The 14,021-nt window shown below is 32.7% G+C and carries 12 protein-coding genes; all 12 read right to left on the minus strand.

The genetic code is table 11. The features are described 5' to 3' along the window. Positions 1-53 precede the first annotated feature (53 nt). Entirely contained in the window at positions 54-1,175 is a 1,122-nt protein-coding gene (locus AC0608_RS01175; RefSeq protein WP_478287842.1) for a glycosyltransferase, read from the minus strand. Between the two features lie 21 nt (positions 1,176-1,196). Next, positions 1,197-2,192 (minus strand): glycosyltransferase family 2 protein, encoded by a 996-nt coding sequence (locus AC0608_RS01180; RefSeq protein WP_478287843.1) that lies wholly within the window; start codon positions 2,190-2,192, stop codon positions 1,197-1,199. A gap of 2 nt (positions 2,193-2,194) precedes the next feature. After that, positions 2,195-3,742 (minus strand): glycosyltransferase family 2 protein, encoded by a 1,548-nt coding sequence (locus tag AC0608_RS01185; RefSeq protein ID WP_478287844.1) that lies wholly within the window; start codon positions 3,740-3,742, stop codon positions 2,195-2,197. Positions 3,743-3,852: 110 nt separating this feature from the next. Next, on the minus strand, positions 3,853-5,013 hold the full coding sequence (locus AC0608_RS01190; RefSeq protein WP_478287845.1) for a glycosyltransferase family 4 protein: 1,161 nt from the start codon (positions 5,011-5,013) through the stop codon (positions 3,853-3,855). Positions 5,014-5,016: 3 nt separating this feature from the next. After that, entirely contained in the window at positions 5,017-5,892 is an 876-nt protein-coding gene (locus tag AC0608_RS01195) for a hypothetical protein (RefSeq protein WP_478287846.1), read from the minus strand. Between the two features lie 119 nt (positions 5,893-6,011). Beyond that, positions 6,012-7,445: an MBOAT family O-acyltransferase gene (locus AC0608_RS01200; RefSeq protein ID WP_478287847.1), complete on the minus strand. Its 1,434-nt coding sequence runs from the start codon at positions 7,443-7,445 to the stop codon at positions 6,012-6,014. 30 nt (positions 7,446-7,475) lie between these two features. After that, entirely contained in the window at positions 7,476-8,573 is a 1,098-nt protein-coding gene (locus AC0608_RS01205; protein ID WP_478287848.1) for a glycosyltransferase family 4 protein, read from the minus strand. Continuing rightward, positions 8,564-9,955 (minus strand): CDP-glycerol glycerophosphotransferase family protein, encoded by a 1,392-nt coding sequence (locus AC0608_RS01210; protein WP_478287849.1) that lies wholly within the window; start codon positions 9,953-9,955, stop codon positions 8,564-8,566. The genes AC0608_RS01205 and AC0608_RS01210 overlap by 10 nt, the downstream gene beginning before the upstream one ends. Then, positions 9,952-10,857 carry an alpha-1,2-fucosyltransferase gene (locus tag AC0608_RS01215; protein ID WP_478287850.1) on the minus strand — a complete coding sequence of 302 codons (906 nt, stop codon included), beginning with the start codon at positions 10,855-10,857 and terminating at the stop codon, positions 9,952-9,954. Before AC0608_RS01215 ends, AC0608_RS01210 begins: the two co-directional genes overlap by 4 nt. Beyond that, on the minus strand, positions 10,854-11,981 hold the full coding sequence (gene neuC, locus AC0608_RS01220) for a UDP-N-acetylglucosamine 2-epimerase (RefSeq protein WP_478287851.1): 1,128 nt from the start codon (positions 11,979-11,981) through the stop codon (positions 10,854-10,856). Before neuC ends, AC0608_RS01215 begins: the two co-directional genes overlap by 4 nt. Before the next feature lie 141 nt (positions 11,982-12,122). Next, positions 12,123-13,163 carry an N-acetylneuraminate synthase family protein gene (locus AC0608_RS01225; RefSeq protein ID WP_478287852.1) on the minus strand — a complete coding sequence of 347 codons (1,041 nt, stop codon included), beginning with the start codon at positions 13,161-13,163 and terminating at the stop codon, positions 12,123-12,125. A gap of 8 nt (positions 13,164-13,171) precedes the next feature. Beyond that, positions 13,172-13,849 (minus strand): acylneuraminate cytidylyltransferase family protein, encoded by a 678-nt coding sequence (locus tag AC0608_RS01230; protein WP_478287853.1) that lies wholly within the window; start codon positions 13,847-13,849, stop codon positions 13,172-13,174. Positions 13,850-14,021: the final 172 nt, after the last annotated feature.

A 14,021-nucleotide genomic window follows, 5' to 3' on the forward strand; every position in this document is an offset into this window, starting at 1 on the left:
TTTTTCCGCTCTAAACTCTTCAAAATTAGATTTTTACACCGCTGAATACTACTTTACTTTAAATGAATCAACCTCTCAATCGCCTGCTCAAAAACATCCAATGTATACTCCCTCGACCAGTCCGAAGCTTTATTTCTTATATTATAAAAATCAGGCTCATTGCTTAAAATTTTTCCAATTTGAGCTGTATCAGTGTCTAAATTCATATCCAACAAAATCCCTCTATTCCCATAATCCAGCATAAAAGGCACACACGAAACGGAAGTTGCAATGGGAACACAACCCCAAAACATACCTTCTGCAATCACTTTTGGCCATCCTTCGCTAATGGAAGGCAAAATTACAAAATGACTGTCTTGATACGCTTTTTGTATCCTTTCTTTGGAGTGATTTCCTTTTAATGAAATGATAGTTGCTAATTTATGCGTCCTAATATACTCCTCCATTATTTCTCGTTCTACGCCTTCTCCATATATACTTAACCGCACTGAATACCCTTTCAGATGTAAATTTTCGACCAATTGAACGGCATAAAGTGGCTGCTTCCCTTTGACTAAACTACCCACAAAAATAAAATTAATAACTTCATTCAACACTTTTGGTGTTAGTGCCAATTTTTCTTTTTCCGAATAGGTGGCCGTAAAAAAAGGTTTAATATTTCGGGAGCTGCCTTCCCATTCCCCATACACTAAAACCTGCATATTTCGGGTTAAAAAGGAATTACTCAATATCCATTTTTGAAGTCGATACGTCCAGGGCTGCTTAGCTTTAGGATCCCAATTTCCTGCATATTTAGCTGTTTTGGGTGTTGAAGGAAATAAAATTTGAACAAAACACCCCAACAAGCCAATGTTACCCGGACAGCGCAAGTGAATGTGATCAGCAGCTTGCATGGCTTTGAAAACTTGAAAATAAATTCTCGGTATTTTAAAAAAAGTATTTAAAAGGCCTTTTAAATTCAATATATGAAAATTAGCAATCGGAATGAGTTTAATATCAGGATGATTATAAGCGCAATCGATAGCCGTTTTAGTTGTTGATACTGTTGGTGCTACTATCAAAACATCTTGTACATATTTTTCCCAAATATTCATTTCACGAACATAGGGAGCATAAGCATAGTATTTGTTCTCTTCTTTTATGTGAGGAACATGAGTGATAATAACAAACTTCATACTTAAAAATCAATTTATATATTATTTTCTAGGCCTATTAAAACACAAACTCCACCAACCAACTGTTCTTCCTATAGCTTCCGTAAAAGCTTCTTTTTTATTACTACTGGTAAAGGTATTACTAAATCGAATAAGAGTCAAAAGTAAGGTTATAGAATGCCATTTAAATTGATGCTCTACTGTAGGATTCGGATTTTTTGTATGCCAGACATACCATCCATTCCGCACCACCATTTTGCCGTATTGGTATTGATTAGGCCTTCCAGTAGCATCGTGATAATGATACAATGTAGCAGCAGTATTCAAATACAACTTACCTGTTTTAGAAACTCTTAAGGTAAAATCAGCATCTTCATAGAGCCCATAGCCTTCAAAATAAGTAGAAAACTGTAAAGTCTCAAATACTTTTTTTCTAAATGAAGACACGCCTCCCATTAGCATTTCTACTTCATAGGTTTTGCCGCTTGGAGGTAAAAATCCAACACTACGCCCGTGCGAATACAAGGAAGAATAACCCGGTGGACAATCACTGTCCAGTCCTAATTTTTTTCTCAGCACAAATCGACTTCCATCTTTTCTTTTCCATCCGTCAAAATAATATTCATCAATTTTTGGCTGATACTTTTCTCCAACAAATTCAGATTTAGTTTCATCAATAATATAGCCTCCAACACCTAACGCCTGTGGGAATATCTGATAGGTTTTTAATAACTCTTCAAAATAAGTAGCTGTCAAAACAATATCATCGTCTAAAAAACAAATAATTTCGGTATCAACTGCTACTCTTTCAATTCCATAGTTTCGTTGTTTGGTTAGACCTCTATGTTGCGGTGGAACGGAGTAATAATTTAAATGATCAAATTGATTATTCCCGATAATTACGTCCGTATACTGATTAGTGGAGCCATCGATGATTATAATTTCATTTGGATACTTTGTTTGCTCTTTCACAGACTTTAAAAGCTGTAATAAAGGCTCCGCACGCATATATGTGCATATAATTAATGAAAATTTCATTGTTATTGGTGTCTAATTCCTAAATTACGGAGTTTTTGTGCATAAAAAACCGATTTTTTAAATTGAATATTTTTATAGGGAAGTCGAAACAAACGATAGAGAAAAACAACTTTAGAACCCGTAAATAAATAATAGATAAAGTGCTTATACTTATACTCTGTCAATTGTTTAGGACTATAATGTTTCATAACACCATACATAATTGTTGGACTAGGAACTGGTTTTATTTTTTTTACCGGACTATCCAACTCCCAAGGTTGTACTTTTCTTTTTTTTCCAATAATTTTAGCTTGGGTTCCCCAAAAACGATAGCCACCACTAGGCGGTTTTAAATGCAAATTAACTGCAAATGGATTAGCCAATACCACGACTCCGATTTTACTCAACGACATTCCAAAATCGCTGTCTTCGCCATAACCGCCATCAAAATTCACGTCATTGCCAACCAACTGATTTACAAATTCTCGTTTAACGCAAGAATTCGCATTGCTAAACATTTGGGTACAACCCGCAATAAATGGGATTCGCTTCAATTGTCCTAACTTAAGGGCCAAATCCTCTAAATTCTGTTGGTGGTGATCCGCACGGATATCGAGTCCGTTACAAGCGCCAACCGAATAGGTTTGTAAGAACCGAAGGTGGTTTTCGATGAAATCTGCAGGAATTCGAATATCATCATCTCCGAAGACAATATAATCACCCGTGCAGAAAGTGATCGCTTCATTCCTGGCTCTACAGCTACCCTTAGTCTGTTGCCAAATTACTTTTAATTCAAAGGGATACTGCTCTTGTTCGTAGGCAGTTTCATCTCTGTCGCTCGATGGAGTGGCATCTACCACAATGACTTGTGTAGGTTTATAATTTTGATTGGACAAATCATTTAATAATTGTAAAGTATATTCTTGACGGTACATAGTAGGTATGATATAACTAACCGTAGGATTTCCTTGAATAGTTAAAAGGGCTCTTGATGGAATTCTGGGAATATTATTCTTTTTTTTATAGGCACGCTTAATAGTAAATAAAGTAATCCATTCCGAAATTTTCCAGAAACCTAATCTGTAAATCATAAAAAGAGCATGGCTTATTTTATAATTTTTCCTAAAAAAAAGATGACGATCTCTTCTTGAAACTATCACCTTTTCTATAGCTTCATTTGTAAATAAATTTTTTACGTATAATGGAACTCCTCCTAAAAAACGGTTGCATCGAAATCCAAAATCTAAAGCTTGCATTTGAATATTCTCATAATCCGCATCAAAACCCTTTGAGATGTCCCAAACTGATTTTCGAACCGCAAAGGCATTAGGATTAACCCTCCAGCTGACACATTGGTCCAAACCGTCAAAATCATTTAAATACCAAAAGAAGACCGCAGTTTGATAAACCAATTCTGGAAAAGCATTTTTATAGCCTTGTTCAAAAGAACTATGCCAAATATCCCCAGCTTCCTTTGACAAAACCTCTAATTGCTGAAAATCTGGAGTCCCGGCGTACAATAGGATTTCTCCTGATGCAGTAATAAATTCTTTTAATTGAAAACTTTCCATTTGTATTTATATAACGCTTTATTTTTATAGGATTGTAGGACTCATTCTGCTGATTTTCCAATACGATTTAGTTTCTGTTTGGTGAATAGCAGTTTACTTCTTTTTTACAATTACAGCACTATCAATTTATTGTGATTTTTTTTATAAAACACTAAACTCTGTTCTGCCACTTTCTCTTTACTGAATTTTTCGCTTACTTTCTTTTTGGCAGCTAAACCGAATCTTTTTCGCAATTCCGAATCTTCCAATAACATACTAATTTTAGTAGCATACTCCAAATGATTTTTAGGATTTACCAAAAACCCATTGATACCCTCATCAATAACATCATTAGCCCAACCTATATTCGACGCTACAATTGCTTTTTGCAAAGCCATAGCCTCAATCCAAGAAACAGGCAAGGCTTCCGCAAATGTTGGAAATACACAAACTGTTGCCCTACTAATATGCTCTTTTATGTTTTGATATGGCACCGCTCCAAAATACGTTACTTGCAGTAGTGCTTGTGGTGTGAACAATTCTTGCATCATCCCCCAAGTAGAAGAATTCCCTGATATAATATCAGGAACATCTTTTCCTACCAAAATCAATTTTGCATTTGGATTTTTTGCATGAACTTCATTAAAAATAAATGGCAATTCTAACAATCCTTTTTTACGAATTAAACTCCCAAAATATAGAATCGTGTTCGTATTTTCTTTATTTTTATTATCCGGACTAAATGCATCCAGATCAATAGAATTTGGAATAATAGTGAATTGTTTTTTTAAACCAAACACCTCATTCGTCGTATCAGCAGTAAACTGACTGACAGATAGCAAGCCATCCGCCTTTTTTAACGCTCTTTTTTCATGAAATAAATTTACCCATTTTACAGGACGCTGATCTAAATGGCAAAAATAAGTATCGGATCCGTTTAACCGAATCACCACAGGGCATTTTTTAGGAGAGATAAAAGAGGTGATTCCGGTCCAATCCGGCGCTTCTACCACATCAATTTCTTTATCCAGATATAAGGTATTAATAATGTGCTCCAGTTTTTTTCGGGTGAAATACCAAGACAATCCTTTTAATTTTATATTTTTTATTTGTTGTATGCAAATTCCATTATCGAAAAAGATTCCTTCTTCTTTTTGGGCATATACCAAAACGCGTACCGAACAACCCGCTGCCAAAAGTCCCATTGCCAGGTTCTTGATACTCGTACCAATTCCGCCGGAGCTACCAGTCTTTATGTGTGGGTATTCAGGAGTCAGAAAAGCTATTTTCATAAATTATTTATTAAAAAAATCTTTTATAATTACACTGGTAAACAGTCTTGCTCCGGTATCATTCAGATGCCCGCAGGAAGAAAAATACTGATCTCCTTCAACCGCTTTTTCATAATTATGAATTTCAGGATACAGTTGTTTTACTTTGTCAAAATAATTCAAACCTTTAGTATTGGTACACATCGGTGTCATCACAGCAATCAAATTAATGTTATTCGCTTTACAGATTTGTTTAATTTCTTCGTAATATTTATTGCGTAACGGTTTTAAATTTGTCAAGTCATTTTTCATGTTACCCTTACCATTTTCTAATGGATAATATCCTAAATGTGCTAAATAAGTACTTGGCTCCTTCGTTACTGTTTTATAGAGTTCCCTAAACCCAATCTTGGAGTCGAATGCCACATACCGATAAAAAGGCAAATAATACAATTCTTCAAAATCTATTTCTTTCGAAAAGTGATCGGTGATCGTTTTAGAATTATGAATAAATGGAAGAAAACGAGAAGAAACGCCATCATCACGCTTCTCGTTTGACAAGTTCAAATCCGTCTCTAAAATTAAATTTTTTATACAGTACTTTCGCTCTATCATTAATTTCAACAACAAAGACGCTTCAAACAAATGCCCTCCACTCATCCCATAATTAAACGTTTTCAGTTCTTTTTCCTCAAACAAGGGAGTAACAAAATGATTGTTAGCTCTGGAAGACCCAAGTACCAATACATCATAATCGCGCGCTCCTGAATTGTAAACAGATTCTATTTTCCCTCTATTCGAAGACTGTAAATAAACAGTTGTATATAGAAAATCCAACACAACTGCCAGTAAAAATAGTAGCGCGAGGATTTTGATTGTAAAAATTAAAAACTGCTTCATTATTATTCTATTCTCTTTTTCATTTACTACTTAATTCTAATTATTATGTATACCTAATGCTAAAAACTGTTCTAAATTTTCGACTCCCTTTAGGGAAATAGTAAAACGAAAATTATTCTTTAAAATTGAAAATAAATAAATTCTTTATAATCCGAATAGGTTCCCAAAGCTGCAATCGCAGCAAAGCATAACGCTAATTTCAAATTACTGTATCTTCCTGATATCGGCTCCACTTGCATTCGGCTATTCCATTCCACAACAATAAAAGTAAGTACTAGAATAATGATTTCATAATTGTAACGCTCGTTTTCCAAATACTGCGATTGAAAAATTCCATTAGAAAAAATACGACCAATATAGTCAAAAGCTTCTCCTATCGATTTTACACGAAAGAAAATCCAGGCCAAGCAGGTTAACGCAAATGTACTAACAATGCTAAAGAAAACTTTAACAGACGCTACATCCCAGTTCAAGGATACTGTTTCCATGTTAGAGCGATTCCTTTTCAAAAGTAACAACGGTAAAAAATATAAGGCATTAATGAAACCCCAGGCAATAAAAGTCCAATTGGCGCCATGCCAGAAACCACTCACTAAAAAAATTATAAATGTATTGCGGATTTTCATCGCCATACCACCACTACTACCTCCCAAAGGAATGTAAAGATAATCCCTAAACCAAGAGGACAGCGAAATGTGCCATCTCCGCCAAAACTCGGCGATATCACGAGAGAAATAGGGGTAATTAAAGTTCCGCAGTAAATCGATGCCAAATAATTTAGAAATTCCCAAAGCCATATCCGAATAACCCGAAAAATCTCCATAAATCTGGAAAGCGAAATAAACGGCACCAAGAATCAGTGACAAAGAGTTCATCGATTGATAATTATCGAAAATAGCGTTGGCATAGGTCGCACAGGTATCTGCAATCACCACCTTCTTGACCAATCCCCAGACAAACTGATAAATACCTTCTTTGGCTTTTTGATAATCAAAACTGCGTTTTACTTTCACCTGTGGCAATAAATGCGTCGCTCTTTCAATAGGACCTGCCACCAATAAAGGAAAATAGCTGACAAACAAAGAATAATCCACAAAATTATATTCGGCCTTAATCCGCTTTAAATAAATATCTATAACGTATGATAAACCGTGAAAAGTGTAGAAAGAAATACCCACCGGGAGAATAACGTTTAATAATAACGGGCTAGTTTGTAATCCGAAGCCATTTAATAACTGGGAGAAAGAATCCGCAAAAAAATTATAATATTTAAAAACCCCAAGAAAACCCAAATTCATACTGATACTCAACCAAAACCAAAATTTTCGCTCCAGTTCCGCCTTGGCCTTTTCAATTAGAATACCAGTATAATAGTCTAAAAAAGTAGAGAAAACCAGCAAGAACAAAAAACGCCAATCCCAACAGGAATAAAAATAATAGCTGGCGATAATAAGCACTGCGTTTTGTGTGCTTTTGGTTTTATTAAAAACAAACCAATACAAGACAAATACAACAGGGAGGAAAATAGCAAAGGAAAACGAATTAAAAAACATACGAATTGGAACGGATTTGACAGTGCAAAATTAAAAATTATTCTTTAATACCAATGCCAAATGATGATTAACCATCGATGTTAAAGTTAAATCATTGAGATTTTTATTAACTATGGAACAATTACTGATTCTATAATCATTATTCAAAATTTTAAATAAAATTTCTTGTAACTGATTGACTTGACAAACCTCAAACAAAAAACCGTTTTTATTATCCTCAACTAATTCCAATATATTTCCTTGTTCCTTCGTTGTTATAACTGGTAAATTACATATTAAACTTTCCACAACTGAATAACAAAATGTTTCTCCATGAGAAGGATGAATTAAATAATCATAATTACAGTAGATTTCATTTAGATGTGGTACACTTCCTTTGAAATCAAAAAATTTCTGAAGTGAATAATCTTCAATCATCTTTTTCAATTCCATTTCAAAATAACCACTCCCATATATATCTATTAAAAAATTATATTCATGGTTATCCGTTAAATATTTTACAGCTACTATTAAATCTTGAATTCCTTTATCGCTTCTGAGATGAGAAGCAACAATAAATTTGTTATTGAATTCAAAATTTAATTTCTTTTTAAATTTATTATTATCTATTCCATTAAGAATTACGATTGATTTCTTACCAATTTGGAATCCAAATTCTTTGATTAGTTCGAGACGGGAAAAATTAGAAACCCCTACAAAAACAGCAATATATCTTGAAAACAAAATTCCTTTGATTCTTTTCTCTATTCTCTTTTTTAAAGGATAACCGGAAAGTGGTCTTGGATTATGATCTACAGCAATTATTTTAGCCGCGATAAACTGCTTTATTTTATAAAAAAAAGGAGTACACAATTCGATGAAATGGGTAATAACATGAGAGTATTCCGGTTTATTCCTTTTACAAAATTCAATAAAATAGGTTTCAATTGACGAATACTTACTTTCAAAAATACAAAGGTTATGATATTCCCCATGATCCGATTGATTTGGAAAAAACCACTCTACTTGAATACCGTTTTCTTTACATTTTTTGTCAAACTGCCAAAAAAAATAATCCATTCCGCCTACTCTTTCGGGCAACAGTTCATAATTGCAGAGTATTGCTATTTTCTTTTTATTTAACTCCATCTTTGCAATGCTTCAGCTATTCGTTTTCCTGTATTTTCAAGTGGCTTACTTACCTGCAATTGTAATAATTGTTTTCTGTTTTCTGAATCTAATTTCGAATTTTCGAGATACAAATTTATTGCAATAATTAATTCTTCCTGATTTTTTACAATTTTGGTAGCCTTGCTATTGACAACATTTACAATGTGAGCATAATTTAAAAAACGTTGATCGTCGTACAATTCATTTTCTAAATTACCAAAAACGGTATTGATTACTGGCTTATCAAATTGAATAAAATCCAAACTCATGGTTGACAACATATTGATATTTAAATCTGAAAACTCCAATAAACCTCTCAGATCTTTTACATCTTCCACTGATGGAATACGTTGTGACCAGGTTTCCTGATGACCTATCCGTGATAAATTCCATTTGGGATAATTCCATTTTAGGAATGGAAATTTAGCACCTAAGGCAGCAAAACGAATTGAATCTTCAGCTGGTGACGTTCTAATAATAAAATTTATATCTCTTATTTTCCCTTTAAGAATAGCATTAGCTATAGTTTCAATATATAATTCATCGTTTTTGCTCGTTGAAATATCCCCACAACTGAAACAAATGGTTTTTAAAGAACTTTCTAAATTAAATTTTTCTATAAATTCTGCTTTAGAAATTTTGTACCTATCTAATACATACGATTCAAATTGTGGTGTTCCTAAAACTTCAATATTTTCTTCTTTAACGGATGTATAAAACTGTTGCAACTCGGTTTTCATTAAATCGCTCCATACTAAATAGTAATCAAAATTAGCTGCCATTCTGCCTTTAGAAGCAATATTATCCCATGAAAAAATAAACGATGCTGTCTTTATTTTTAATTGTTCTGCCTGAAAAACCAATGGTGCAATAAATGGTGGCCTTTGGTGAGTGAAAAACAATAAATCAAAATCTTCCTTTTCTAAAATTGTTTTATAACCAACGGTTATTGAATTGTTTTCAAAGGATTTCTGCTGAAAATAATTCAATCTTTGAATCCATTTTTCTGAATGTAAAACTGATGTTATTTTAAAAATAAAACGAGTAGCATAACCTCGTGGCGTTTTAGATTGAGTAGCGTTCACTCTCAAACTATCTTGAATTCCAAAATTATTTTTTTTATGAAGCTGTAAATGTGCCACTTCTTTCGCCTTTCTAAAAAACCATGTTTTAAAATTTTCTTCAAAAACATCTAATTCAATGATTTTAGATTTAAAAGCAAACTCCGAATAAATAGCTGCTGGTAAACAAGAAAGCACAACAACCTCATCAAATATTTTCTCGGCTTCTACCAAAAAATCACTTAAAATGAAATTTCTAAACCCTACTCCATCGGTAATTACAACTGCTAGTTTTTTCATTTATAACCAATAATTTTCTTTATCTGATTTTTAATTACCTTCTTCTTCTTTTTTACTAAATATATCATTCTTTCCTTAGCTCCATATAAATAACCATATATTTTAAGCATAAAATATTGGTTTGATAATTTAAAATCACTTTCGTTATGTGGTATCCACCTAGCGGGGAAGTAATCAGACTCATCATACTTTATTGCAAATTCACCATCAAAAATTTGAACTGGTCTAATTATTTTTGTTTTAGTTTCTTCTCCCAGCCAAGCTAACCACCAAGAAAAGGTAGAATTACTGATAATATAATTGTCAAATTTAGAAGCTAAACATAGTTGCTCAATTGGTTTTAAATCTTCCAGAAAAAATACATTTGGCAAAAATGAAAAATGCTTTTTACAATAGGAAATTGAATCGCTAGTAAAAACAATATTATATTCTTCAAGATTATCAAAATGATGTAATAAAGCTGTTAAATAAAATTTATAGGTAAGTTGAAAATAATTTACATTATTTACAAAATCCCCTCTTCTTACACTTACTAAAATGCTTTTTCTAGAAAACAAAATTTTATGCTTTTCTAGTAGATTGTTTTCGAATTCCAGTTTAAACTTAAACACATTTTTTATGTTTGAATGAGAAAAATATTTCTCTGATTGCAACCATCCATTTAAATCATAATTGTAATTTAAAATTTCCCTTTCATAATAATTAAATTTCTCTTCACTTACTGACATCCAATATTTTTCATTGGAACATTTGTTGAAATTAAATTCAAAATAAATAGAGTATTCCCAATATGGAAAACAAAATTCTTGTTTGTAATTTTCGGAAATCCCTATTGTTGAAGCAATTTGAAATAATTGATTACCCAGATTACCTTTTTTACCTAAACGAGAAAATGTTATCATTGGATTGAGTCTCTAAACAGCTTTTGATGATTGATCTTCCAAATGTCATTATTTTGAATTGCCTTCACAAACAATTGAGCACTATTTCCATCTCCAAAATCAGAATTTAGAATTTGAACTTGGTGTGAATCAATACTCTTTAATGCATCTAAAATTCCTTCTTGACTATAATCAACATTGATAATATCAGCAAGTATGGCTCTATTTTGTTGTCGTGTTCCAATGTTAATAATTGGGATCCCATAATAGGGTGCTTCTCTTATTCCGGCACTGCTATTTCCCATAATAAATTGTGCATTTTTAAGCAAAGTTAAAAAATACTCGAATCGCAAAGAAGGAAAAACCCTAAAACGTGCATTATTTTTTAACCTTTTATACTCCTTTATAATACATTGACTGCCTAAATCATTGTTAGGATAAATTACCACATAATTGTGTGAGTCCTTTAACAAACTATTTACAAAATTCATAGTATAATCTTGCATTTCATCGGCTTCTGTGGTAACCGGATGAAACATTACAATAGCAAATTTTTCAAAATTTATTTCATAATAGTCTTTGACTTTTTCCAGACTAGGTAATGTATCGGAAAACATACTATCTATATCTGGAGAACCAATTGTAAAAATAGAGCTTTCCATTTCTCCCATTTGTAACAATCGTTTGGCCGCATCAGCATTTGAAACAAAATGAATATGGCTTAATTTACTTACACTATGCCGAATTAATTCATCTACAGTTCCTGATAACTCGCCTCCTTCAATATGGGCTACAAGAATATTATTTAAAGAACCCACGATAGCTCCTGCTAAAGTTTCTACTCTATCCCCATGAACAACAATCAAATCAGGACTCACTTTTTTACAATAACTAGATAAACCTTCAATAGTTTTAGCTAGTGTTAAATCCATTGTTGTTTCATGGGTATGATTTTCAAACGTATGTACATTTTTAAAATTACACCGTTCAATTTCTAAAAGGGTATACCCGTATTCTTTTAATAAATGCATGCCGGTAACAAAAACAAAAACTTCGAAATCGGAATGTATATCCAAAATTGAAATTAAAGATTTTATTTTTCCGAAATCAGCACGGGTTCCAGTTAGGAAAAGTATTTTTTTCATGTATTATATTTAACTACTTATTTTGGCTTTTAATTATTGAATATCTGAAATATTTCATTTTCAAGTACTTTCCTTCCTTTATTAGATTTGATACTTATTATTCCTTATAAATTCAGTTAGCTATCTTTAACCAATACATTTTCAATCAATATCTTCCCAATTCAATTGTTCATCATTATCAATATCCTTAACAGCAATTTTACCCAATAGATCATTAAAATATACGGCAAGAATTTTTCCAGTACCAGGTCGTTTTACCCAAATATTTTCTTTGGTAAGTACTTCTCCTTTTTTTATCTTCGCAATAGTACAAACCGTTGCAAAAGCAAAATCAATAGTCACTTGTTCCTCTAAAGCAGGCTTTTTTATTCCACCACGCATTTGCCACATTTCATTACTATTTACAATGAGTTCTTTTGTCCATTGTTCGTCCATACTGCATACAATATCCGGACCGTTGCGCTCCATATTATCGGTAAAATGGCGTTCCAGAATACTGGCTCCCAAGGCAACAGCACCTAAACATGCATTATTATTCAACGTATGATCAGATAACCCAAAAACTTTATCCGGAAATGCTTGGTGCATTTCTATCATAGCTCCAAAACGAACTAAATGAATTGGCGTAGGATATAAATTGGTTGTATGTAATATAGCTACTGGTACGTTGTAGGCATCAAAAATAGCCAATGCTTTGGTAATACTTTCAATAGTATTCATTCCTGTACTTAAAATGACCGGTTTCCCAAAAGTGGCAATGTGTTCCAATAATGGATAATTGTTGCATTCCCCAGAACCAATTTTATAAGCCTGGATATCAAATTTTTGCAGTCGATTTGCTGCAGCTCGAGAAAAAGGTGTTGATATAAAGAGCATTCCTTTCTCCTCAACATAGTTTTTTAGTTCTAATTCATCCGCTTCATTAAGCGCACAACGTTCCATAATTTCGTAAATAGATACATCAGAATTGCCCGGAATTACTTTTTTGGCTGCCGCACTCATCTCATCTTCTACTATATGGGTTTGATGCTTGACTACTTCAACTCCTGCTCGATGCGCTGCATCTACCATTTCTTTGGCTATTTGCAAAGATCCTTCGTGATTAATTCCTATTTCTGCTATCACTAATGGTGGATAATCTAAGCCAATTTTTCGTCCTGAAATTTCTATATATGGGTTCATAAAATGAGTTATGAATTAGGAGTTATATGTTTTTGATATAAATATTCTGCATATTCAAAATCATCTTGAGTATCGATATCTACTTTAGCAAATGGATGATTTAATAGCATTGGAAAAGCAGCTGCATTGACTATTTTATTATCCAAAATTAGGTTTGTTTTACTAATATACAATAACCCATTTTCATAGTACAAGGGTTCCAAATCCTGACTTCGCTGACCAATTTCGTAGTTAAAAGGGATAAATTGCCTATTTATAATTTTACCTAACTTTTCATTATTTCTGGAAACAGTAAATAAACTATCGTAATTTTCTTTTTCGAGGATTTCAAAGGCTTCTGTCAAAATATTTTTAGGCCGCAACGGATTTGTAGGTTGAAGTACAATTATATTTTCTATTTCGGGATCATTAATTATCAATAAGCTATGCTTTAAGGCACTTACAGTAAGCTCTAAATCCCCTGAAATAGATCTTGGACGGTCTATAACTTTTGCTCCAAAATACAAGGCAATTTCTTTTATTGCTGCATTATCTGTGGAAACATAAACCTCGTCAATGTACTCCTTGTTTTTTTTAGCAAACAGAATACTGTGAGCGATTAACGGAATACCTCCTAATAAAAGTATGTTTTTATTGGGTAATCGTTTAGAACCTCCACGAGCTGGAATTATGGCTATGTTTTTCATTCAAAAATAATGTGATGTAAAAATACTTATTTTTATGATTACCATTCCTTTTAATTTTATACCTGTTAATTAAATAATCCCCCCGCTTTTGTTGAATTTTTTAGAAGTTGTTTTGAGAATTGTTAGAATAGGTAGTCTAGGAAATTTTCAAGCGGGAATTAGCTCAGAGGGC

It is taken from the genome of Flavobacterium sp. GNP008, from assembly GCF_056428965.1.

Bases quoted from the DNA above. Each gene is read 5' to 3' on its own strand.
- AC0608_RS01200 (WP_478287847.1), bottom strand. From the start codon at position 7,445: ATGTTTTTTAATTCGTTTTCCTTTGCTATTTTCCTCCCTGTTGTATTT.
- AC0608_RS01195 (WP_478287846.1), bottom strand. From the start codon at position 5,892: ATGAAGCAGTTTTTAATTTTTACAATCAAAATCCTCGCGCTACTATTT.
- AC0608_RS01190 (WP_478287845.1), bottom strand. From the start codon at position 5,013: ATGAAAATAGCTTTTCTGACTCCTGAATACCCACACATAAAGACTGGT.
- AC0608_RS01205 (WP_478287848.1), bottom strand. From the start codon at position 8,573: ATGGAGTTAAATAAAAAGAAAATAGCAATACTCTGCAATTATGAACTG.
- AC0608_RS01210 (WP_478287849.1), bottom strand. From the start codon at position 9,955: ATGAAAAAACTAGCAGTTGTAATTACCGATGGAGTAGGGTTTAGAAAT.
- AC0608_RS01225 (WP_478287852.1), bottom strand. From the start codon at position 13,163: ATGAACCCATATATAGAAATTTCAGGACGAAAAATTGGCTTAGATTAT.
- AC0608_RS01175 (WP_478287842.1), bottom strand. From the start codon at position 1,175: ATGAAGTTTGTTATTATCACTCATGTTCCTCACATAAAAGAAGAGAAC.
- AC0608_RS01185 (WP_478287844.1), bottom strand. From the start codon at position 3,742: ATGGAAAGTTTTCAATTAAAAGAATTTATTACTGCATCAGGAGAAATC.
- AC0608_RS01215 (WP_478287850.1), bottom strand. From the start codon at position 10,857: ATGATAACATTTTCTCGTTTAGGTAAAAAAGGTAATCTGGGTAATCAA.
- neuC (WP_478287851.1), bottom strand. From the start codon at position 11,981: ATGAAAAAAATACTTTTCCTAACTGGAACCCGTGCTGATTTCGGAAAA.
- AC0608_RS01180 (WP_478287843.1), bottom strand. From the start codon at position 2,192: ATGAAATTTTCATTAATTATATGCACATATATGCGTGCGGAGCCTTTA.
- AC0608_RS01230 (WP_478287853.1), bottom strand. From the start codon at position 13,849: ATGAAAAACATAGCCATAATTCCAGCTCGTGGAGGTTCTAAACGATTA.